General features: G+C 36.7%; 15 protein-coding genes and 1 riboswitch. Of the genes, 10 read left to right on the forward strand and 5 right to left on the reverse strand.

Annotated features, from left to right (window positions below):
• Nucleotides 1-5: 5 nt before the first annotated feature.
• The 3 genes from BUB90_RS10455 to BUB90_RS10465 all read left to right on the forward strand — a co-directional run bounded on the left by BUB90_RS10455 (nt 6) and on the right by BUB90_RS10465 (nt 4,332).
• Nucleotides 6-1,043, forward strand: a complete 1,038-nt coding sequence (locus BUB90_RS10455; RefSeq protein WP_073287264.1) for a LacI family DNA-binding transcriptional regulator — start codon at nt 6-8, stop codon at nt 1,041-1,043.
• 44 nt (nt 1,044-1,087) lie between these two features.
• A complete protein-coding gene (bglX, locus tag BUB90_RS10460) occupies nt 1,088-3,292 on the forward strand; it encodes a beta-glucosidase BglX (RefSeq protein WP_073287267.1) in 2,205 nt (734 codons plus the stop codon).
• 293 nt (nt 3,293-3,585) lie between these two features.
• Nucleotides 3,586-4,332, forward strand: a complete 747-nt coding sequence (locus BUB90_RS10465; protein WP_073287270.1) for a DUF4886 domain-containing protein — start codon at nt 3,586-3,588, stop codon at nt 4,330-4,332.
• Nucleotides 4,333-4,339: 7 nt separating this feature from the next.
• Here BUB90_RS10465 and BUB90_RS10470 read toward each other — a convergent pair whose 3' ends face one another.
• Entirely contained in the window at nt 4,340-5,071 is a 732-nt protein-coding gene (locus tag BUB90_RS10470; RefSeq protein ID WP_073287273.1) for a DUF2089 domain-containing protein, read from the reverse strand.
• 414 nt (nt 5,072-5,485) lie between these two features.
• Between BUB90_RS10470 and rpoB the strand changes: the two genes are divergently transcribed.
• Both rpoB and rpoC read left to right on the forward strand, forming a co-directional pair.
• Nucleotides 5,486-9,328 (forward strand): DNA-directed RNA polymerase subunit beta, encoded by a 3,843-nt coding sequence (gene rpoB / locus BUB90_RS10475; RefSeq protein WP_073287277.1) that lies wholly within the window; start codon nt 5,486-5,488, stop codon nt 9,326-9,328.
• A gap of 224 nt (nt 9,329-9,552) precedes the next feature.
• Nucleotides 9,553-13,248, forward strand: coding sequence for a DNA-directed RNA polymerase subunit beta' (gene rpoC, locus BUB90_RS10480; RefSeq protein ID WP_073287280.1), 3,696 nt, complete (start codon nt 9,553-9,555; stop codon nt 13,246-13,248).
• Between the two features lie 147 nt (nt 13,249-13,395).
• Here the strand turns inward: rpoC and BUB90_RS10485 are convergent, their stop codons facing one another.
• The gene (locus tag BUB90_RS10485) at nt 13,396-14,796 is read right to left on the reverse strand and encodes an MATE family efflux transporter (RefSeq protein WP_170865473.1); all 1,401 of its coding nucleotides are present in this window, start codon (nt 14,794-14,796) and stop codon (nt 13,396-13,398) included.
• Nucleotides 14,797-15,139: 343 nt separating this feature from the next.
• Between BUB90_RS10485 and glpK the strand changes: the two genes are divergently transcribed.
• Nucleotides 15,140-16,624: a glycerol kinase GlpK gene (gene glpK, locus BUB90_RS10490; protein WP_073287287.1), complete on the forward strand. Its 1,485-nt coding sequence runs from the start codon at nt 15,140-15,142 to the stop codon at nt 16,622-16,624.
• Between the two features lie 163 nt (nt 16,625-16,787).
• On the opposite strand, the gene BUB90_RS10495 is transcribed toward glpK, so the two are convergent.
• The 3 genes from BUB90_RS10495 to BUB90_RS10505 all read right to left on the reverse strand — a co-directional run bounded on the left by BUB90_RS10495 (nt 16,788) and on the right by BUB90_RS10505 (nt 19,355).
• Entirely contained in the window at nt 16,788-17,642 is an 855-nt protein-coding gene (locus tag BUB90_RS10495; RefSeq protein ID WP_073287290.1) for a GNAT family N-acetyltransferase, read from the reverse strand.
• Nucleotides 17,643-17,823: 181 nt separating this feature from the next.
• Entirely contained in the window at nt 17,824-18,609 is a 786-nt protein-coding gene (locus BUB90_RS10500) for a Cof-type HAD-IIB family hydrolase (protein ID WP_073287294.1), read from the reverse strand.
• A 188-nt stretch (nt 18,610-18,797) separates the two neighbouring features.
• Nucleotides 18,798-19,355, reverse strand: a complete 558-nt coding sequence (locus BUB90_RS10505; RefSeq protein ID WP_073287297.1) for an acetylglutamate kinase — start codon at nt 19,353-19,355, stop codon at nt 18,798-18,800.
• A gap of 283 nt (nt 19,356-19,638) precedes the next feature.
• Here BUB90_RS10505 and BUB90_RS10510 point away from each other — a divergent pair, with 283 nt between their 5' ends.
• The 4 genes from BUB90_RS10510 (at nt 19,639) to metK (ending at nt 24,872) form a co-directional block, all read left to right on the forward strand.
• The gene (locus BUB90_RS10510) at nt 19,639-21,642 is read left to right on the forward strand and encodes a KUP/HAK/KT family potassium transporter (protein WP_073287300.1); all 2,004 of its coding nucleotides are present in this window, start codon (nt 19,639-19,641) and stop codon (nt 21,640-21,642) included.
• Nucleotides 21,643-21,874: 232 nt separating this feature from the next.
• Nucleotides 21,875-22,192, forward strand: a complete 318-nt coding sequence (locus BUB90_RS10515; RefSeq protein WP_073287303.1) for a PadR family transcriptional regulator — start codon at nt 21,875-21,877, stop codon at nt 22,190-22,192.
• Between the two features lies 1 nt (nt 22,193).
• On the forward strand, nt 22,194-23,363 hold the full coding sequence (locus BUB90_RS10520) for a DUF4097 family beta strand repeat-containing protein (RefSeq protein WP_073287307.1): 1,170 nt from the start codon (nt 22,194-22,196) through the stop codon (nt 23,361-23,363).
• Nucleotides 23,364-23,453: 90 nt separating this feature from the next.
• A riboswitch (SAM riboswitch) is annotated at nt 23,454-23,552 on the forward strand.
• Nucleotides 23,553-23,684: 132 nt separating this feature from the next.
• Nucleotides 23,685-24,872 carry a methionine adenosyltransferase gene (gene metK, locus BUB90_RS10525; RefSeq protein ID WP_073287311.1) on the forward strand — a complete coding sequence of 396 codons (1,188 nt, stop codon included), beginning with the start codon at nt 23,685-23,687 and terminating at the stop codon, nt 24,870-24,872.
• Nucleotides 24,873-25,135: the final 263 nt, after the last annotated feature.

The following is a 25,135-nucleotide window of genomic DNA, read 5'->3' on the forward strand; positions in this document are numbered from 1 at the left end:
ACAAAATGGCGAATATCACGATTACAGACATAGCAAGATTATCGGGTGTAGGTATTGCTACAGTTTCACGTGTTATCAATCAAACAGGATCGGTTAGTGAAAAAACACGAAAGAAGGTAATGGATGTAATTAACGAATATAATTACATTCCTAATAATAATGCCAGAAATCTTAAGATGACGCAATCGGACAATATTGCGCTTTTTGTAAAATACATTTCCAATCCGTTCTTTTCTAAGATGATTGATGTAATAGAGATAGAGATGGCTTCAAGAGGATTTCCTCTTTTGATACAAAATGTTGATGACATGACAGATGAGTTAGATGTAGCTATTAGTGAATCTATGCAAAGGAATTTGTGTGGGGTTATGATTATGGGCGGTTCCTATTCGTCGTATACAGAGGCGAAGTTTAAACAACTAGGGATACCGTGTGTACTACTTACTGTAAGTACAGAAGGAAATGTTGAGCCTTCTCTATATTCTAGTGTAATTATTGATGATGAAAAAGAAGCTTATAAAGCAACACAATATCTAATCGATATGGGTCATAGAAGAATTGGATTCTTGTACAAAGATGTTGGAAATGTGGTTACTCCTAATATCTTGCGATTTCGAGGTTACAAAAAGGCGCTAGAGGATAATGGAATTCCACTTGATGAGAATTTGGTTTCTCTAAGCGCACCGGTAATTGGGTCTGGTTTCCGAGTTGGATTCCAAGCTATGAAGCAGCTTATGCTAAAAAATCCGGAGATGACGGCTGTCTTTGCGTTTTCTGATGTATTAGCAATTGGAGCAGCAAAAGCAGCGATTGCAGTGGGCAAGAAGATTCCAGATGATATATCTATAGTAGGTTTTGATGGTATTGAAATGACAGAATTTTACAACCCTGCTTTAGATACGGTATATCAACCAGCTACGGAGATGGCGTTGTCTGCAGTATCGTTATTACATGGTATGATGAATGGAGAAAAGTCTCAACATAAAGTATACGAGTCTGTAATTATGAAGAGAGGCTCGGTTAAGAAGATACAAGATAATTAAACGATTTGTTTAGAGTTATATGGCAACATAGAAAGGGCAGCGCAATGAAGCAACAAGAGTTAATTGATTTAGTAAAAGATATGAGCCTAACGGAAAAGGTTAACCAATTGTTACAGGTGACAAGTGGGTTCTATATAGATGAAGCAATACTTACTGGTCCAATAAGAGAAAATGGTATAACAGAGGAAAGCATCGCGGAGGCTGGAACAGTAATAGGTCTCTTAGGCGCAGAAAAATATAAAGAAATTCAAGATTCATACATGGAGAAGCATCCACATAAGATTCCCTTAATGTTTATGTTTGATGTAATCAATGGATTCCGTACAATCTTCCCTATTCCGTTAGGTCAGGGAGCAACATTTGAACCAGAACTTTCAAAACGTCTTGCTCAGGTTGCAGCAAAAGAATCAGCGGTATCTGGTATCCACGTAACATTTGCTCCAATGGTTGATCTTGTAAGAGATGCAAGATGGGGACGTGTTATGGAGTCTACAGGAGAAGATGGAAAACTTAATAGTGATTTTGCGAAAGCTATGGTGGAAGGTTTCCAAGGTGATGATGTTGGACAGGAATATAATATCGCTGCATGTGTAAAACATTTTGCAGCATATGGTGCACCAACAGCAGGTAGAGAGTATAATACAGTTGAGTTATCAGAGAATACATTACGTGGCTACTACCTTCCAGCTTACAAAGTTGCAATCGATGCTGGTGTAGAGATGGTTATGACATCTTTCAATACATTAAATGGAGTTCCAGCTACAGGGAATGAATGGTTAATGCGAGATGTATTACGTGATGAAATGGGATTTGATGGAGTGTTAATCTCTGACTGGACAGCTATTGAGGAAATAATTTATCATGGTTATGCAAAGGACCGTAAGCAAGCTGCAGAGCTTGCAATCAAGGCTGGTGTAGACATTGATATGATGACAGGCATCTACAGTAAAGAGCTTGCTGCTTTAATTGAGAGTGGTAAAGTTGACGAAAGACTCTTAGATGAATCAGTTCTTCGTATTTTAATGCTTAAGAATAAATTAGGTTTATTTGAAAATCCATATAAGGATGCAGACCCAATTAAAGAAAAAGAAGTTATCTTATGTGAAGAGCATAGAAAGACAGCATTAGAAGCTGCGGAGAAATCATTTGTATTACTTGAGAATGATGGAATCTTACCACTTAAGAAGGGTGAGAAAGTAGCTTTTATTGGACCTTTTGTACCGGAGAAAGAAATCTATGGTGCGTGGTCAATGCTTGCTAAAGATGAAGATACGGTTTCTATTGCAGATGCTTTTGCTAAATTTGAAGGCGTATATGATATGACATTTACACAAGGTTCTCCAGTTCTTGGAGCTGAGGATTACAAGTTGATTCCGAAGCACCATGTAAAAGAAGTTTCAAAAGCAGATGAAGAGAGAATGCTTGCAGAAGCAGTTGAAGCGGCAAAAGGTGCGGATAAAGTTATTCTAGCTATTGGTGAACACCGAGTAATGTCGGGTGAAGCTGCTAGTAGAACTGATTTATTACTTCCAGAAGTACAACAAAGATTACTTCGCGCCGTTCATGAAGTAAATCCTAATATTGCTGTTGTTTTATTCACAGGAAGACCACTAGATTTACGTGAAATTTCGGAGAAATCAAAAGCAATCTTAAACGTATGGATGCCTGGAACAGAAGGTGGCAATGCAATCGCTAACACTCTTACAGGCAACTTCAATCCAAGTGGAAAACTTCCTATGAGCTTCCCTTATAATGTGGGACAAGTGCCAGTTCACTATAATGAATACTTTACAGGAAGACCTTTTGATCCAAAATCAGGTGAAGTGATGTATCGTTCTAATTATAGAGATATTCCAAACACTCCTTTATATCCTTTCGGATACGGACTTAGCTATACAACATTCGCTTATTCTGATCTTACAATTAACAAGAATCAGATGACAGCAGATGAGCAAATCACTGCTAGTATAACGCTTAAGAATACTGGTGACTGTACTGGTACGGAAACGGTACAATTATATATCAGAGATTGTTTCGGAAGTGTAGTTCGTCCAAGGAAAGAATTAAAGGATTATCAAAAGGTTACATTACAACCAGGAGAAGAACAGGTGATTTCCTTTACCATTAATGAGGAGATGTTGCAATTCTGTAGAGTTGATATGAGCTTTGGTAGTGAACCTGGTGAATTCCATGTTTATATTGGGGCAGATAGTAGTACTGAGGAGTATGTAGCTTTTGAATTGATTTAAATTAACTAATCTGGTTTTACTAGAGGTTTTTGATGTTTAAGCTATATATTTTAAGTTATATATTTTGTGTTATATATAAAGTACAAGGTCGGCGAAATAATTTGGTTCGTCGACCTAATTAATATATTGGTCTTAAGACATAGTGTCATAAACAAGGCAGGATAAATACTAAGGAATATTTAAACTTAGATGTGTAGCATGCTTTGTGTTATAGAACATCAACAAAGAAGCTTTAAAAGTGTATAAGAGTTTTGCACAAAAAATCTAACAACGAGAAAGGAAATAATAAGACAATGAAAGAAGTTAAATTACTTGCAGTTGGAAACAGTTTTACCCAAGATAGTTTATATTATCTCCATGATTTAGCAAAGGCTGGAGAGGTTGAAGTAAAGGCTATTAATCTATATATTGGAGGCTGTTCTTTAGAACGTCACTGGAATAACGTTGAATCAGAAGCAAAAGAGTATATGTATGAAGAAAACGGCAAGTCAACAGAGAGATATGTATCAATTAATGAAATGTTAGTAGAAGATAATTGGGACTATATTATTACGCAACAAGCAAGTCATGACAGTGGAATAAAAGAAACGTATTTCCCTTATTTAGAACAACTGTTAGAGTATTTTAAATCTAAAGTTCCAGATGCTGAATGTTTATTGCAAAAAACATGGGCATATGAACAAGATAGTGATCATGGAGAGTTCCCTAGATATAATTGCAATCAACAGCAGATGTATAACCAATTAAGTGAATGCTATGAAGAAGCAGCGAAACGAACTGGATTACGTTTAATACCTAGTGGAGATGTCATACAGTCTGTAAGAAAGAGAGAGCCATTTCGTTATGAATTAGGGGAGAAATCCTTATGTAGAGATGGATTTCATATGGATATGATTTACGGACGGTATTTATTATCAGCAGTGATCTATTCTTTCCTTTTTAAAAAGGATATTCGAGAAAATACCTTCGTACCTGAAGGAGCAAAGGCAGAAGGTATTGAAGTGATTAAGCAATGTGTTTATGAAATGATTCATCGGTAGGTAATGGCTATTTGAGCTCTAAGTAGCCATAGCCATTTTTACATAAACCGCACCATTCCAATATAGAAGAGAGTGCAGAGATGCGGCGTAGTACGGAGTCACCAAGTGCTACGCCGTATGCTTTGTGTGCGATGTAACCTTCTACCGTATCTAGCGTGAGGTGTCCTTCGCCAAGTTTTGATTTCATAGCATTTCCTTTTGAAGCTTTTCCTCCTGACTTGTTAAGCAGTTCGATAGCAGAGTCGAAGGCTTTCCAGGTTAATAGATTTCCTTTAGGAAGGTTGGAAGCGTAGATACCATTACCAAACTCTTCATAGTAGATTGTGAAGGTTTTGTTGTTAGTTAAGCTGATATCTGCTAATCCCTTTGATTCGTTTAGCTTGGTTTTTATCTGTTTAGTTGCTAGACTTTCATCCTTATATATAGGAAGAGTTTCGACAATTACTTCTATATTATATGTGTCAGAATAAGCGGTTGAATATCCTAATCGTTCTAATACTTGATCGAGACGTTTCTTTGCTGCAGGATACGACAATCCTAATTGTTGCATTAGTTCTTTTAGATTTCCGCGACATTTGAGATAATACTCGATGAACTGCAAGTCTTCATAAGCAAGATAGTTGAACTTGCTTAGGGAGAAATCATTTGTTAATTCTAAACCACAATGTTTACAAGTAAGGCGGGTTGCAATTAGTTTTTCGTTACATATAGGGCAATGACCAATAATTTCTGTATGCATGTGAATCAACCTTTCATTTTATTTTGGATATTTACTTATGAATATGCAAAAAATGGGGTATACTTAAATATTGAATGCTATTTTACTGTATAAAGATACCAGTGATGGAAAAAAAGAAAAATTATTTTGCTAAATATATTAATCAGTGTTTCTTCTATATAATAAGAAGAATAACACATTAGTAGACAAATCACAAGGTAGAAACAATAAAGTTAATACTAACTTTTAATAGTATAGTTTATACACTTCTATAGTGTATAAAAGAATACAAAAAAACACCCTAAAAAGAGTGTTGACAAGTTCTGATATATATGCTAACATGAAAAATGCACTATTGTGGTGTCTTGTGCTTTAAATCGAATATGTGTTGATTATAGCACATTCATATAAAAATTTCAAGGGGTGAAAACGTCAATGGATAAAAATAGAATACGTCCAATTAAAGTTGGTAACGGCATGAGAATGAGTTACTCAAAGCAAAAAGAAGTACTTGATATGCCTAATCTCATTGAAGTACAGAAAGACTCTTATAGATGGTTCTTAGAAGAAGGACTATACGAAGTCTTTGAAGACATCTCTCCTATCGCAGATTACAGCGGACACTTAAGTTTAGAGTTCGTTGATTTTACTTTATGCGAGGATGATGTTAAGTATTCAATTGAAGAGTGTAAGGTTAGAGATGCTACTTATGCCGCACCACTTAAAGTAAAAGTCAGACTTCATAACAAAGAAAATGACGAGATTAATGAACATGATATTTTCATGGGTGATTTACCTTTAATGACAGAAACAGGTACTTTTGTTATTAATGGTGCTGAGCGTGTTATCGTTAGCCAGTTAGTACGTTCCCCTGGAATCTATTATGCAGTTGGACACGACAAGATCGGTAAAGAATTATACTCAAGTACAGTTATTCCTAATAGGGGTGCTTGGTTAGAGTATGAAACAGACTCAAACGATGTTTTCTATGTTCGTGTAGATAGAAACAGAAAGGTACCTATTACAGTTCTTATTCGTGCTCTTGGATTTGGAACAAACCAAGAAATCTTAGATTTATTTGGTGAAGAACCAAAAATTCTTGCTAGTATCACAAAAGATACTTCAGATAACTATCAAGATGGTTTATTAGAACTTTATAAAAAGCTTCGTCCAGGCGAACCACTTTCAGTGGAGAGTGCTGAGAGCTTAATCAATAGCATGTTCTTTGATGCTAGAAGATATGATCTTGCTAAAGTTGGTCGTTACAAATTCAACAAGAAATTAGCTCTAAAGAACAGAATCACTGGATTTACTTTATCAGAGGATGTTGTAAACATGGAAACTGGTGAAGTAGTTGCAGAAGCAGGAACTTTCGTATCAGAAGAACTTGCAGTAGAGATTCAAAATGCTGGTGTATCATATGTTTTTGTTCAAACAGAAGAGAGAAATGTTAAAGTACTTTCTAACTTAATGGTAGATTTAGCAGCCTATGTTGATGTAGATAAAGAAGAGTTAGGTATTACAGAAGATGTTTATTATCCAGTCTTAAAAGCAATTTTAGATGAAAATTCAAGCACAGAAGATATCATCCTTGCTGTTAAGAAAAACATCAACGAGTTAGTTCCTAAACATATTACTAAAGACGATATCATTGCTTCTATTAACTATAACATGCATTTAGAACATGGAATTGGAACAGATGATGATATCGATCATTTAGGAAACAGAAGAATTAGAGCGGTTGGTGAGTTGCTACAAAACCAATATAGAATTGGTCTTTCAAGAATGGAACGTGTGGTTCGTGAAAGAATGACAACTCAAGATCTAGAAGTAGTATCTCCACAATCCTTAATTAATATTAAACCTGTTACAGCTGCTGTCAAAGAATTCTTTGGTAGTTCACAGTTGTCACAGTTCATGGATCAGAATAACCCTCTTAGTGAATTAACACATAAGAGACGTTTATCTGCACTTGGACCTGGTGGTTTATCAAGAGATAGAGCCGGATTCGAGGTTCGAGATGTTCACTATACTCATTACGGTAGAATGTGTCCTATCGAAACTCCTGAAGGTCCAAACATCGGTCTTATCAACTCACTTGCATCGTATGCGAGAATCAACGAATATGGTTTCGTAGAAGCTCCATACAGAAAAGTTGACAAGACGGATCCTAAGAATCCAAGAGTAATTGATGAAGTTGTTTATTTGACAGCAGATGAAGAAGATAAATATGTAGTAGCACAAGCCAACGAAGAATTAGATGATAATGGTTACTTCGTACGTAGTAATATCTCAGGTCGTTATAGAGAAGAAACTTCTGAGTTTGAAAAATCTAAGATCGACTTAATGGATGTATCTCCTAAGATGGTATTCTCCGTAGCGACAGCCATGATTCCTTTCCTTCAAAACGATGATGCGAACCGTGCCCTCATGGGATCCAACATGCAACGTCAGGCGGTTCCACTATTAATTACAGAATCTCCAGTTGTTGGTACTGGTATGGAAAGTAAGGCTGCCGTTGACTCTGGTAACTGTGTTGTTTCTAAGAAAGATGGTGTTGTAGAAAAAGCAACAGCTACTGAAATCATTATTAAAAACGATGATAATACAAGGGACGTATACAAAGTTTCCAAATTCCTTAGAAGTAACCAAAGTAACTGCTTGAACCAAAGAACGGTTGTTTTCAAAGGTGATAGAGTGCATGCGGGTCAAGTTATCGCAGATGGTCCATCTATTTCAAAAGGTGAATTAGCACTTGGTAAAAACCCTCTTATCGGTTTCATGACTTGGGAAGGTTACAACTACGAAGATGCGGTACTTTTAAGTGAAAGATTAGTACAGGAAGATGTTTATACATCAATCCATATAGAAGAATACGAAGCAGAATCACGTGATACAAAACTTGGACCTGAAGAAATCACAAGAGATGTTCCAGGTGTTGGTGATGATGCATTAAAAGATCTTGATGAAAGAGGTATCATCCGTATTGGTGCAGAAGTACGTGCGGGAGATATTCTTGTTGGTAAAGTTACACCTAAGGGTGAAACAGAATTAACAGCAGAAGAAAGACTTCTTCGCGCGATCTTTGGAGAGAAAGCAAGAGAAGTTCGTGATACTTCGCTTCGCGTACCTCATGGAGAGTTCGGTATCATTGTTGATGCCAAAGTATTTACTAGAGAAAACGGAGATGAATTATCTCCAGGTGTTAACGAAACAGTTCGTGTTTACATTGCTCAAAAGAGAAAGATCCAAGTTGGTGATAAGATGGCCGGCCGACATGGTAATAAGGGTGTTGTTTCCCGTGTATTACCAGCAGAAGATATGCCATTCTTACCTAATGGTCGTCCACTTGATATTGTTCTTAACCCTCTTGGCGTACCTTCACGTATGAACATTGGTCAGGTCCTTGAAATCCATTTAAGTCTTGCAGCTACAGCACTTGGATTCAAAGTATCGACTCCAGTATTCGATGGTGCTAACGAGTTTGATATTATGGATACTCTTGAGCTTGCTAACGATTACGTTAATACTTCATGGGAAGAGTTCTATAACAAACACAAAGATACACTTAATCCAGAAACTATGGAATTCCTTGAAAACAATAAGGATTACCGTAAAGAATGGGAAGGTGTTCCAATTAATAGAGATGGTAAGGTAAAACTTCGTGACGGTCGTACAGGAGAATACTTCGATGGCGCTGTTACAGTTGGTTTCATGCACTACTTGAAACTTCACCACTTGGTAGATGATAAGATTCATGCTCGTTCTACTGGTCCTTACTCATTAGTAACACAACAGCCACTTGGTGGTAAAGCACAATTCGGTGGACAGAGATTTGGTGAGATGGAAGTTTGGGCACTAGAAGCTTATGGTGCTGCTTACACATTACAAGAAATCTTAACTGTTAAATCTGATGATGTTGTTGGTCGTGTTAAGACTTATGAAGCAATCATTAAAGGTGAGAATATATCAGAACCTGGTATTCCAGAATCCTTCAAGGTACTTCTTAAGGAATTACAATCACTTGCACTTGATGTTACTGTACTTGATGAAAATGGTGACGAAATTCAGATGACAGAAACAATCGATTACGGTGAAGAAGACTTAACTCCGTTAATTGAAGGAGAAGACAATTTCCGTTTTGATGACGAACCGTTTGCAGATGCAGGATTCACAGAAACTTCAGCAGATGATGAAGAGGGAACTGTATTCGATGGTTTTGATACAGAAGATGACTTGGAAGTGGATATTAGTAGTGATGAGGATTACGAAGATTAAGAGATAGAAGTATTATACATCAGAACAAGCAGTAGTTGCTTGTTTTGATGTGCCTATATCTTGTAATCGTTATATGATATAGCCTTTGGTGGGTTGCAGTTCGCTAAGTGTAATGGGTTGGCTGCAAGTGTACTAAGGGTACTTGTAATTAATTGACATTGGGACGGAAATTTACTGCTTGCAGTAAAGTCCTTACACAGATGAACGAAGGGAGTGCCAGATAAATGTCAGATATAAGCAATGAAAATGTTTCAGAAATGACATACGATGCGATAAAAATCGGATTAGCTTCTCCAGAAAAGATTCTAGAGTGGTCTAGAGGCGAAGTTAAAAAACCTGAAACAATCAATTACAGAACATTAAAGCCAGAAAAAGATGGTTTATTCTGTGAAAAAATATTTGGACCAAACAAAGACTGGGAATGTCATTGTGGTAAATATAAGAAGATCCGTTACAAAGGTGTAGTATGTGATCGTTGTGGTGTTGAAGTAACAAAAGCAAGCGTACGTCGTGAAAGAATGGGACATATTGAACTTGCAGCACCAGTATCACATATTTGGTATTTTAAAGGTATACCAAGTAGAATGGGTCTTGTTCTTGATTTGTCTCCAAGAACACTTGAAAAAGTATTATACTTTGCATCGTATATCGTACTTGATAAAGGCGATACAGATTTACAATACAAACAAGTATTGAATGAAAAAGAATACAAAGAAGCGTATGACAAATACGGCAACCGTTTCCGTGTAGGTATGGGTGCTGAATCTGTTAAAGAACTTCTTCAAGCAATTGACTTAGAGAAAGAATCAAAAGATCTTAAAAAAGGTTTGAAAGATTCAACTGGCCAAAAGAGAGCTAGAATTATTAAGAGATTAGAAGTTGTTGAAGCATTCAGAGAATCAAACAATAAACCAGAATGGATGATTCTTGATGCAGTACCAGTAATCCCACCAGATTTAAGACCTATGGTTCAACTTGATGGTGGTAGATTTGCAACTTCTGATATGAATGATTTATATAGAAGAATTATCAATAGAAATAATCGTCTTAAGAGACTATTAGAGCTTGGCGCACCAGATATTATCGTTCGTAATGAAAAGAGAATGTTACAAGAAGCCGTTGATGCCCTTATCGATAATGGTAGAAGAGGACGTCCAGTAACTGGACCAGGTAACCGTGCTCTGAAATCTCTTTCTGATATGTTAAAAGGTAAGCAAGGACGTTTTCGTCAGAACTTACTTGGTAAACGTGTTGACTACTCAGGACGTTCCGTTATCGTAGTAGGACCAGAGCTTAAGATCTATCAATGTGGTCTTCCTAAAGAAATGGCAATCGAGTTATTCAAACCATTCGTAATGAAAGAGTTAGTTGCAAGAGGAACTGCTCATAACATTAAATCTGCTAAGAAGATGGTTGAGAGACTTCAAACTGAAGTTTGGGATGTATTAGAAGAAGTTATCAGAGAACATCCTGTAATGCTTAACCGTGCACCTACTCTTCATAGACTTGGTATCCAAGCATTCGAGCCAATTCTTGTAGAAGGTAAAGCAATCAAACTACACCCACTTGTATGTACAGCGTTCAACGCCGACTTCGATGGTGACCAGATGGCCGTGCATTTACCATTATCAGTAGAAGCACAAGCAGAATGCCGTTTCTTATTACTTTCACCAAACAACTTATTGAAACCATCTGATGGTGGTCCTGTAGCCGTTCCTTCACAGGATATGGTCCTTGGTATTTACTACTTAACACAGGAAAGACCTGGTGATAAGGGAGAAGGACATTGCTTTAAGAGTATTAACGAAGCAATCCTAGCATATGAAAATAGTGCAATCACTCTTCATGCTAGAATTAAAGTTAAGAGAACTGGTATCAACAAAGAAGGTGTAGAAGAATCAAGAATGATTGAATCTACATTAGGCCGTTTTATCTTCAATGAAATCTTAAGCCAAGATCTTGGATTTGTAGATAGAAGTAAAGATGAAAACTTCTTAAAACCAGAAGTTGATTTCCATGTTGGTAAGAAACAATTAAAACAAATCCTTGAGAAATGTATCAACACTCATGGTGCAACAAACACTGCTGAAACACTTGATGCAATCAAATCTCTTGGTTACAAATATTCAACTCGTGCAGCCATGACAGTTTCTATCTCTGACATGACAGTACCAGAAAAGAAGAAAACAATTATTGACGAAGCAGAAGCTACTGTAGAAGTAATCGCTAAGAACTTCCGCCGTGGTCTTATGACAGAGGAAGAAAGATATAAAGCTGTTATTGAGACTTGGAAAGAAGCCGATGATGAAATCACAGAAGCACTTCTTACTGGTCTTGATAAATACAATAATATCTTCATGATGGCTGACTCTGGTGCCCGTGGTTCTGATAAGCAGATCAAACAGCTTGCAGGTATGCGTGGTCTGATGGCAGATACAACAGGTAGAACAATCGAACTTCCTATCAAGTCAAACTTCCGTGAAGGTCTTGACGTACTGGAGTACTTCATCTCTGCGCATGGTGCTCGTAAAGGTCTTTCCGATACAGCTCTACGTACAGCCGATTCGGGTTATTTAACTCGTCGTCTTGTAGACGTTTCACAAGATTTAATTATCCGTGAACTTGATTGTCAAGAAGGTAAAGAAATTCCAGGTATGTGGATTAAAGCATTCACAGATGGTAGAGAAGTAATTGAAGGCTTAGAAGAAAGAATCACAGGTAGATTCTCTTGTGAAACAATTCATGATGACAACGGTGAAGTGATTGTTAAAGCAAATCATATGATTACACCAAAACGTGCTGCAAGAATTGTTAATAGAAAAGAAATTGTAGATGCTGGATTCGACGCTAAATTAAAGATTCGTACAATGTTAACTTGCCGTTCTCATATTGGAGTATGTGCTAAGTGTTACGGTGCGAACATGGCAACTGGTGAACCAGTACAAGTTGGTGAAGCAGTTGGTATTATCGCTGCTCAATCAATCGGTGAACCAGGTACACAGCTTACAATGCGTACTTTCCATACTGGTGGTGTTGCCGGTGACGATATCACGCAAGGTCTTCCTCGTGTTGAGGAACTTTTCGAAGCAAGAAAGCCAAAAGGTCTTGCTATTATCGCAGAGTTCGGTGGAACTGTTACAATCAGTGATACGAAGAAAAAACGTGAAGTTATCGTAACAAACAGTGAAACTGGAGAATCTAAGGCTTATCTTATTCCTTATGGTTCAAGAATCAAAGTTACTGAAGGTCAAATACTTGAAGCTGGTGACGAGTTAACAGAAGGTAGTGTAAATCCTCATGATATCCTTAAGATTAAAGGTGTTCGTGCTGTTCAAGATTACATGCTACAAGAAGTTCAACGTGTATACCGTTTACAAGGTGTAGAAATCAATGATAAGCACGTTGAGGTTATCGTACGTCAGATGTTAAAGAAGATTCGTATCGAGGAAAATGGTGATACAGAATACTTACCAGGAACATTGGTTGATATTCTTGACTATGATGAGACTAACGAGAAACTTCTGGCAGAAGGTAAACAACCAGCAGAAGGTAAACAAGTAATGCTAGGTATTACAAAAGCATCACTTGCTACTAATTCCTTCTTATCAGCAGCGTCCTTCCAGGAAACTACTAAGGTTCTTACAGAAGCAGCAATTAAAGGTAAGGTTGATCCATTAATTGGTCTTAAGGAAAATGTTATCATTGGTAAGCTTATACCAGCTGGTACAGGTATGAAGAGATATCGTTCTGTAAAACTTGATAGTGATGTTGCAGAAGAGTTGACATTATCAGATGACTTAGGAGAAGATGATGATGTAATCGCTGCCAACATTGATGTTGATATGGATGATGACACAGAGTCAATTCTACTAGCAGATGATGATGAGGATTTTGTATTTGCATCTGATGATGAAGAATAGAATATTGAACTAAAATATAAGAGGCTATTACAGACACAGTAAGATTTGTGTCTGTAATAGCCTTTTGTCTGTTACTTACAGGTGTTTGAGATTAGGCTTTCGAGAATGAGGAGGAAAATTGGATTGATGTCGTTAATTTAATTGGGTTTAGTTTACCGTAGTGTGATGAATCCATTTTCCTTTCAGAATCCTAGGGACTGTAAGTATGGTTTTTATCATTTCGTCACTACATAAAATAAAGTATACGACTACAGGAGGGAGCTTCAGGACTTTTGAAACGAATATTCCGAGTCCTAATTTCAATACAAACAGTGTTAATACATCAAGAGTTGTACAGTATATGGTATCCCCTGAGCCACGTAGTATGCCGGCCATAGTTAGAATGGTAAAGGCTTGGAAGAATAAAAGATACGCTGCACCAAAGAGCATATTCTGAATCATAACAGCTGTTTCGCTTGAACAATTAATGAAGTTCGGGGCAATAGGGCGAAATGCAATAACAGCTGCAGCAACGATAGCTCCTAGTACCGCGCTAACCTTTAACAATACTCTTGATATCTGTAATGCTTCTTTTTCTTTTCCTTCTCCTATGATGTTCCCCATAACTATACCAGCTCCAACGCCAAAACCAATTAATATAATACCTGCTAGTTGCTGTACTTGATTAATATAACTTGAAGCGGTAATCGCACTTTTTCCAAGGCGTCCAATAATGGCAGCCTGAACAGATATTCCAACTCCCCAACAAACTTCGCTTAATAGGACCGGTATACTGAATCGTACAAGATTTGACCAGTATTTGCGAGTCTTATGGAATAGGTCTTTTAGTTTGAAATGTATTTTCTTTTCAAGACAATACATATATCCAACCGTTAAGAGACTTTCTAAGATTCGACTAATTAAAGTAGCAGTTGCTGCCCCTTGAATCTCCATTCTCGGCATTCCGAAATGACCAAAGATTAATGTCCAGTTTAAGAATACATTCAATATGAACGAAATTCCGTAGATACAAGCCGATACATATACATTGCCTGTACTTCTCATGCTCATTAGGTAAACACCTGTGAAGCCGGAGAACATATAAGAGAAACCAACAATTCGTAAGTACTTAGTACCATATACAATGATTTCAGGTTCATTGGTAAAGATGGACATTGCAGTTTCTGGAGAGATAAGTACAAATAAGGATACCAAAAAACCTGCAACAACCCCAATTCTGAGCATAAGACCTAGTATAGCACGAATCGGTTCTAATTCACGTTTACCCCAATACTGGGCAGTTAATACAATTGACCCTGAAGCTAAACCGAATAGCACGGTGGTGAATATGAAATAGGGTTGGTTGGCATAAGAGATACCTGACATTTGTTCTTCGCTAATACTTCCAATCATTAAGGTATCTGTCACACTAACACCCACATTAATCAAGTTTTGAAGTGCAATAGGAATGGCAAGCATAATAATCCGTAGTATGTAATGGCGCATTATGTGCTGATTGTTAGAAGTTGGTGATGTGTTAGCATTTCTTTTCTTAAGTAATTTAGTCATGTTAATAGCCATGCATATGGATTGGTAAATATGTAGCTAATTAAATTTAGGTTAGATAATTCACTGCATGGTTCCTTTCTGAAAATTTGTGGTTGTCTGGTTATTTATTTTTCATGTCCTATTTGACACGGTTATACCTATACTACTCTATATCATAGTATGCAATATAGTCAAGAAATAAAAACTCAGTAAGTTGGAATAATATTTTATAACGGGTTTAAGAAGACAGATAGAAGTATGATAAAATCTAACTTAGAATTCACCTTGATTTTACTTGGATAGTTGTTTATGATTTATATACAAGTATTTAGGAGAAGAGAATGGAAGGAGCTTGGGTATTTACATGAAAAAATATATAATGGCATTAGATCAAGGAACGACAAGTTCAAGATGTATCCTGTTTGATAAACAAGGTAATATCGGAAGTATGGCACAGAAGGAGTTTACACAGATATATCCCAAAGCAGGCTGGGTGGAACATGATCCGATGGACATCTGGTCATCTCAGATTAGTGTTATGACTGAGGCAATGGCTAAGATTAATGCGAAAGCAGAAGACGTTGCAGCTATTGGAATTACCAACCAACGTGAGACAACGATTGTGTGGGACAAGCATACTGGTAAACCAGTATACAATGCAATTGTATGGCAATGTAGACGAACTTCCTATATAATTGATCAGCTAGTAGAGGCAGAGATGGACGCTATGATTAGGGAGAAAACAGGTCTAATTCCGGATGCATATTTCTCAGGAACGAAAATCAAGTGGATTCTTGATCATGTTGAAGGAGCAAGGGAACGTGCGGAGAATGGAGATTTACTATTTGGAACGGTCGATACATGGCTTATCTGGAATCTAACAGAAGGAAAAGTATTCGTAACAGATTATACGAATGCATCACGTACGATGCTGTTTAATATTAAAGAGTGTAAGTGGGATGATGACATTCTATCATTACTTGATATACCAAAATGTATGCTACCAGAAGTAAAATCATCTAGTGAAGTATACGGAGAGACAAACATAGAGGCCATCGGTGGAAAGATACCGATTGCTGGTGCAGCTGGTGATCAACAGGCAGCATTATTTGGGCAATGTTGTTTTCTAGAAGGAGAAGTGAAGAATACCTATGGTACAGGTTGCTTCCTACTTATGAATACAGGAAATAAAGCGGTAGAATCAAAGAATGGCCTAATAACAACCATAGCAGCAAGCATGAAAGGAAGTATCGAGTACGCTTTAGAAGGTAGTGTGTTTGTTGCAGGAGCAGCAATTCAATGGTTAAGAGATGAACTAGGACTGATTGAAAACGCTGCAATGTCAGAGAAAATAGCGATGGAAGTAGAGGATACAAACGGAGCATATGTAGTGCCGGCATTTACGGGGCTTGGAGCTCCATACTGGGACCAATACGCTAGGGGAGCAATTATTGGTCTAACAAGAGGTGTTAACAAGAATCATATTGTACGTGCAACACTAGAATCCATTGCTTATCAAGTTCACGATATTGTACGAGCTATGGAGAGTGATTCGGGAATTGATTTAAAGCATCTTAAGGTAGATGGTGGAGCTAGTGCCAATAATTTTATTATGCAGTTCCAAGCAGATATATTGGATACAACCGTGTTACGACCTAGATGTATTGAAACGACAGCACTTGGAGCCGCTTATTTGGCTGGCTTAGCAGTGGGCTATTACCAAAGTAAAGAAGAGATAAGAGAGAACTGGCATTTAGCAAGAAGCTTTCGCTCTAATATGAGTGAGGATGATAGATATAGCCGCATACAAGGTTGGCAAGGTGCAGTTAATCGCATTCGAACCAAATGATAGATAGAAACGAATCGAGATCAATGAGTTGATGTATCAGATAATGCGCAAGGGCATTATTTTGATATGATACGATATTGATCTCGATATTTTTTATGGAGAACAGTATCCGGTAAGAGAATTATTTTTATGAATTAGGATCACCAAGCACCTTGAAGTTAAGTTATAGTGAAGTGTTCATTACAATAACAGAACGTGTTTCTTTGTTTGAGAGAACGGAATTCTGCTTTGCAATTTCCTTGAAGCCTAACTGTGTCCAGAAGGGGTAACCCTCTTTGTTGCCTTCAATACATGCTAGTTGAATTTTGTGAATTCCATTTTCTTTGGCAGCCTGTATGAAAGTGCGAATAATCTGTTTACCGACCCCCTGATTTTTATGATTACCATGGACCATGAAAAAACCAATCCATATTGTCTGAAGATCAGAGGTATGTTCATAATCATAACCAACGAGGTATTCCATAACAGCAATCATTTGCTCTTCTTGATATAAACCAAAGTAAAACTTTTGTTTAATAGGAAAGTTTTCTGGCACAGCTTCTAAATCAGCAATACTTTCTTCAGGAGTGACGGGGTGATCTTGTGTAATGGAAAAGTAATAAGGATTGCTGGCTTCTAGCTCATAAAGTGCATCTTTGTGCTTTCGTGTTAATCGAATCAATCGATATTTTGGAAGAAGGTATTTAAAGCTGTTAAAAACATCAAATGGTTCGAAGGAAGTAACGATATCAAAATCTGCTGGAACTGGTTGAGGATTTTCTTTATAGTATTTAGTCCCATCTATCGTGCGCCCAATAAAACGATTATTATATAATTCGCGTCGTAACGTGCAGGCATCCTCATAAGTATGCCATTCATCAAGCAATGCATTCACTTCTTTTTCGGTATATGTTTGATTCGTATTAAACTTAGAGGCGAGATAGAAGAGAACAATTTTTTGATACTTTTTCTTAGCGGGGAATATCGTTAAACGCCCTTGTTTATCTAGATAGTTCTTGACTTCATAGTGTAAGTTCATCGTAAACATCCTTTCTTTATAACATAGGTACTTATTCAAAAATAAATAAAGTAGCAAACAAATATCATAATAGTTTGTATATAGATAAACATACTATAAATCTGTTCAGATAAAAAGTCAACAAAAAAGCAAACAAAATATAAATTTGTTTGCTTTAAGATAATTAATACTATATTGTGCACTATAAGGTTTTTAAGAAATCTTGGATTGTTCGTTCAACCGATGCTGTATGGTAAGGGGTAAGTCTTTTGATATCATCCGCTGCACCCTCCATTGCATAACCGTATTTGGCGGTGGTGAGCATCTCGATATCATTATAGTTATCACCAAATGCCATAACGTGATCGGGCGTTATCTGAAGATGTTTACATAGAGATAGCAAAGCACCGCCTTTATTGGTATCTGGATGAGTAAAATCCAGCCATTCAAAACCAGATATGGTTGTTTTTAAAGCTGACCCCCATTTATCTATAAAGAAAGGACCTGAGTTTTTTGCAACACCAGCCTCCTCACATATGGATATTTTATAAAATGGTTCTTTCACCGTATGAAAATCATCAACTATGGTAACATTATTATGGACGATATGTTTTAAAAAGTAAGCGAAATAGGGATTCTTTGGTTGTACGTAAGCAGTTGATTGACCAGACAATAGAAGTTCACAAGCACCTTTTTCTATAATATCTTCCATTAGTTGTAAACCGGTGGTACGGTCAATATAAGATTCAGAGATAACCTGATCCTGATACATTACAAGAGCGCCATTTTCACAAATATATGCAATGTCATCTCGTACGGGAGCGAATAATCGACGTAAATTCGCATATTGTCTGCCACTTGCGGCAGCGAAGAGTATTCCATGACTTATTAATTCTTCGATATATGTAATAATTTCTTTACTAACTTCCTGTGCACCATTATGTAACAGTGTACCATCTAGGTCACTGGCAATAAGTTGTATATTCATAATTTGAATCTCCTTTGATGTTCTAAGTAAGTGAGTTGTGTTAACTAGATTATAAATAATATTATTGTACCACAGAGTTTGGAAGAAACAAAGGGTAGTCAACATATCATTGAGGAGAAAGGAAAAAAGAGGTTATTGCAATATACAACTTTGCAACAACCTCTAGTTACTGGATAAAGTGATGACTATTAGCGATAATTAAAGTTTTTCAAAAACCCATAGAACATATAATCGGCCATCATTAGTGCTTCTTGTTCTATCATGTCATACAGCTTTACATCTTCAGCATATTGTCCTGCTAGTCTAAGTGTTGCCTCTTTTTCGGTCATCTGTAGATGACTGTAAAAGAGATTACGCCATATTTGTTCATTCCAGTAAGGATTAATACTTGCAAGAAAGGCTGAGATTTCGTCAGCGTTTTTGTACCACTTCGTGCGGGCTTCTGCTGCAGCAGTTGAATCATTATTCTTAGCAGCATTCACAAGGTCAGCTGCAATTAACAGATGTTGTGTAAGAAGATTCTCAAAGTTAGAGGCAATTTGGTTATCGTAAAACATACGAAAAACCTTGCCAAAGTCACCAGGATTTTGAAGTAGTCGATTGGTTACGGGTTCTAAATCACCTAAATTAGCTGCGGTACTAATGATAAAGGAACGTGTCCAATGGATATGTTGTTCCCATAGCATACGGAGTTCATTCAGTAATTCCACCTGATACTGTGTGTAGCATATATTATCTTGATTCATAATTTACTCTCCAATTTATTAAGACTTATACTATATATGTATTCAATAATTTTTAGTATTCTACAAAATCAGTATTGTCCAACTAAAAATATGAAGAAAAACGCTATTATTGGAGAAGTTACATTGATTAAAATCTTGGCGAAATCTTATCTTGTTAATTTATTTATCATTTGCTATACTCATGCTGATATTTATGCAAGTACATAAATTATCTATATTAATATTACATTAGACGACAGTTTAGTATCGATATAAGATGAAACAAGTAAAAGAGGAGATTATTATGGTAGAGCACAAAAGGTCAGTATCCATTCCATTTAGTAAAGGAGCAGTGCTGATCGCGCTTGGAGTTGTATATGGAGACATTGGAACATCACCTATGTATGTTCTCAAATCAATAATTGCAGGGAATGGCGGAATAAATCAGGTTAATGATGAACTTATTCTGGGTTCCCTGTCTTTGATTATCTGGACATTAACACTATTGACAACTGTGAAATATGTTTTGATTGCGATGAAGGCGGATAATCATGGTGAGGGTGGAATATTTGCATTATATAGTTTGGTAAAGAAATATGCTAGATGGTTAATTGTACCTGCAATGATTGGAGGCGCTGCATTACTAGCAGATGGAGTATTGACACCTGCTGTTACTGTTACTACAGCCATTGAAGGACTTCGGAGTATACCGACGATATATGAGATTCTTGGTGATAGTCAAGCTAGAATTGTAGTTATTACACTTGTCATAATAAGTTTAGTATTCTTGGTACAAAGAGCGGGAACGAGCTTAATTGGTAAAACGTTTGGACCAATTATGATGATATGGTTTCTTTTTCTTGCGATAGCGGGAATATTGAATATGGGGGGAGACCTTAATGTACTTAGAGCATTTAATCCCCTACGCGGAATAAACATCTTATTCAATCACTCTATGAATAAAGAGGGGATTATGATTTTAGGAAGCGTATTCCTTGCAACAACTGGAGCAGAGGCTTTGTATTCGGATATGGGACATGTGGGAAAAGCAAATATTTACGCTAGTTGGCCTTTTGTGAAGGTGTGTTTAATTCTAAACTACTTAGGACAAGGTGCATGGCTTATGAATAATAAGAATAATATAGCGCTTGCTAAGATAGAAGACATGAACCCTTTCTTTCAGATGCTACCAAGTCAAGTAAGGATGGTTGCAGTTATCTTAAGTACAATGGCAGCGATTATTGCCTCTCAGGCGTTAATAACTGGGTCTTTTACATTGGTGTCTGAAGCAACACGACTAGATTTAATGCCACGATTGAAGGTTAGGTATCCTTCGGAAACAAAAGGTCAGATTTATATTCCGTTGGTGAACGTAGTTATGATGGTATCTTGTATCTGCGTAGTTTTATATTTCCGCTCTAGTGCACGACTAGAAGCAGCATATGGGTTAGCGATAACTATGACAATGTTAATGACTACCATATTAATGTTTACGTATCTATGGGAAATTAAGAAGCGACGTATATCACCAATTGTATTTTTACTCTTATTTGGTGGTTTAGAGAGCAGCTTCTTTGTCTCAAGCCTTACAAAGTTTTTTAAAGGTGGTTATGTTGCATTATTAATTGCGGTCATATTATTCGGAATTATGTTAGTTTGGCATTATGGAACTGCAGTGGAACGTTCGCAAGCAAACTATTTTTATATTAAAAAATATTTATCTATGTTTGAAAGGCTTCGAAAGGATGAATCCTTGCCGCTTACTGCTGACAATCTTGTTTACATTACACATAATACTCAAAATGATATAATAGATCGAGATGTGCTGTATTCCATATTTAATAAAAAACCAAAGAGAGCAAAAGCGTATTGGATTGTGAGTGTTATTGTTACTGATGAACCTTTTACAAATAGGTATACCGTGGATAGTTTTGGAACAGATTATGTATTTCGAGTAAGATTGTATCTTGGGTTTAAGATACACCAAAGAATTAATGTATATCTACGACAAATAGTTACGGATTTAATTGAATCTAAAGAGTTACCGTCACAGAAACCAAAATATTCAATTTATGGAACGGATGGAAATGTTGGTAACTTTGGATTCTGTATTATTAGAAAAATGATATCACCAGAAAGTGATATTGCTTCATACGGAAGAATGGCAATATCCATAAAGTACGCTATAAGGCATGTGGCTGGAACGCAGATACAATGGTATGGATTAGAAAGTTCAGCAGTTATTATTGAATATGTTCCGCTTTTTGTTAAAATGAAGTCGACAAACAATTTAGTTAGAGAAGAATAAATAGGATATAGAAAGGCTTTCCTTAATGCAATACTTGGGGAAAGCTTTTTTGGTGTTTGGAGAAAGATTGATGGTGAAGCTCTTGGTTTTGAAGGAATTATCCTTAAGAGAAACAATAGATTAATTCATATATAACTTTTTATAAATACTATGTTGCAATGTATAATAGTATGTGGTATGATATATCAAACAAGGAAGAATACGAAAGTATGGAAGGGAGGAACAAGGAAAGATGAACCCACAATTTAAAAAGGGAGCCTTAGAGCTATGTGTTTTATCAAAACTCTTGGGTACGGACTGTTATGGTTATGAACTAACAGAGGCAATCTCACAAAAGATGGTAATTGCTACAGGCACATTATACTTGGTTTTAAAACGATTAAAAGATGACAATTATGTTGAGACATATCTTGTAGAGTCTGGAGAAGGACCTGCAAGAAAGTATTATCACTTAACGGAAAGTGGTATTGCATATCAAGGTAAACTGAAAGAGGAATGGAAGGAATTCGTAGAAGCAGTAGATTATTTTATTAATAGGGAGGATAACTAATATGAACAGAGATAATTATTTATCACAAATTAAAACAGCATTACGCGAAGCAAAAGTAGATCAGGGTATTATTGATGAAGTTATCGGGGATTATGAAGAACACTTTAGGATGGGGATAAAGTATAACAAATCCGAAGAGGAGATTTGTGTGGAATTAGGCTCCGTTGAGGAAATAGTTGCAGAGATTAGCGCAATGGGAACAGCTAATCAAACGGCTAAGGAAGATACGAGGAGAGATGAGATCGATAATACGAACACGTTTGCAGTTGCTAGTAAAGAGAGTGAACAACAAAAAGAGGATTCCTCACAAGCACCATTTACTAAAGTTCAAGTAGATGGAATCTGTGCAGATATTGTAATTAAAGGTGGAGATACTTTCAAAGTTGACTACATCAACAATGGTAGCGAAAAAGACAAGTTGGCGTATCAGTTTTATCATTATCAAGAGGGTGATACCTTCTTTGTAGGTGTTAAAGAAAACTTCAGTAAGATGTTATTCCGTGTTTTACGAAACGTAGACCTTCGATTAGTTGTTCAGCTACCAAGCCATGTAGAGGATATTAAAGTAAAAGTAGCAAGTGGTGACTGTAGAATAGACGGTGTGAAATTGAAGAAGTTAGCTATGTACAGCGCTAGTGGGGACATTAATATGAACCAAACCGTATGTATAGAAGCAGACTTACATTCAAGCAGCGGAGATCTTAGAGTAGAAAACAGTAATGTAGATACGTTATATACGAAAACAAGTAGTGGTGATGTACAGGTTATGTATACAAACTCAAGATTTGTGAAATGCAATAGTAGCAGTGGAGATGTTGAAATCAACGAAGGAATTACTGAACGATTAGAGGCACAATCTGCAAGTGGCGATGTGAAGTGTTATGCAGTGTCCAAAGAATATTTTCTAAAGAGCATTAGTGGTGATGTTGCGGTAAGAATGCAAGGGGACGCGGAAGCTAACTACGAATCGATCAGTGGAGATATTGGAATACATTTGAATAACAATCAAAATGGTTATGTACTAAATGCTAGTACGGTATCCGGAGACGTGAATATTGGATATATGGGAATGTACCAATCAGATTGTAAGAGTGGTCACTACACGTTCGGAAATCAGGGAAGTAAGATACATGCTAAGACTGTGTCTGGGGATATTGATTTGAAGGGCTAAGCTTGAGAGTAAAAAAATTACTAGTTGACGAATGGTTAATTTTAGAGTATGCTAATTATGTTAATAAAAATTATATGAATATTATTATTTCTCTTATTCAGAGTGACGGAGAGTAAAGGCTCTATGAAGTCACGGCAACCCCCTAGGCGGAAGGTGCCAACCTGAGCGAGTAAAATCGAGCAATAAGAGGATTTGGTGATTATAGAATCAAGTCCACTTATGTGGACTTTTTTTGTGCCTTATTTATGTTTGCTATAAAGCTAAGGTGCGAAGAAAGTGTACGACTATAAGAAATAATAATTAAAGAAAGGGACAATACGAATGGAAAAATTATTATTTACTTCAGAATCTGTAACAGAAGGACATCCTGACAAAATCTGTGACCAGATTTCGGATGCAGTTCTTGATGCTTTATTAGCACAAGACCCGATGAGCCGTGTGGCTTGTGAAACTGCAATCACTACAGGACTTGTATTAGTAATGGGAGAAGTTACTACACAAGGATATGTAGATATTCAAAGAATTGTACGTGATACAATTAAAGAAATCGGATATGATGCATCTGAAAAAGGTTTCGATGCAAACACTTGTGGTGTTATTGTAGCGTTAGATGAACAATCAGCTGATATTGCTATGGGTGTAAACCGTGCATTAGAAGCAAAAGAGAACAAGATGTCAGATGCTGAGATCGAAGCAATTGGTGCAGGAGATCAAGGTATGATGTTTGGTTATGCGACAAACGAGACGGAAGAGTACATGCCTTATCCTATCTATTTAGCACAAAAGTTAGCACGTCAATTAACAAAGGTTAGAAAAGATGGTACACTTGCTTATCTTCGTCCAGATGGTAAAACACAAGTAACTGTAGAATACGATGAGGCTGGAAAACCAATTCACTTAAATGCAGTAGTTTGTTCCACTCAACATGCAGCAGATATTACACAAGAACAAATTCATGCGGATATCAAAAAATACGTATTCGATCCAATTCTTCCAAAAGAATTAGTAGATGAAAACACAAACTTCTTCATTAATCCAACTGGCCGTTTCGTAATCGGCGGACCTAACGGAGATAGTGGATTAACAGGACGTAAGATAATTGTAGATACTTATGGCGGATATGCTCGTCACGGCGGCGGAGCTTTTTCTGGAAAAGACTGTACGAAAGTAGATCGTTCAGCAGCTTATGCAGCACGTTATGTAGCTAAGAACATAGTAGCAGCAGGACTTGCAAACAAATGTGAAATCCAATTATCTTATGCGATTGGTGTGGCGCAACCAACATCTATCATGGTTGACACATTCGGAACTGGAAAAGTCAAAGATGATGAATTAGTAAACATTATTCGCGAAAACTTCGATTTACGTCCAGCAGGAATCATTAAGATGCTTGACCTTAGAAGACCAATCTACAAACAAACAGCTGCTTATGGACACTTTGGTCGTAATGATCTTAGCCTACCATGGGAAAGAGTTGACAAAGTAGATGTATTAAAGAAATATTTATAAGAATAATAAAGGTGTGCTATTGAATGAAAAAGGTAGCACATCTTTTTTATAGCCTAAAACCACCTTTTTTAGAAAAAGTTAAGAAAGTAATGGAAGAGTTTATGTGTAAATCAAACACGCGTATGTTATAATATAACTTATGAGAATCAGCGAAGCTGATTCTAGGTCTTACACGAAGTGGAAGACCGTAACTCCGGAAGGAGTCATAAGTTAACGAGGGAAATTACGAAGTAATTTCTCGAGTCTATCTATATTGATAAGTT

The organism is Anaerosporobacter mobilis DSM 15930, assembly GCF_900142955.1.
In the GTDB taxonomy this organism is placed as follows: Bacteria; Bacillota; Clostridia; order Lachnospirales; family Lachnospiraceae; genus Anaerosporobacter; species Anaerosporobacter mobilis.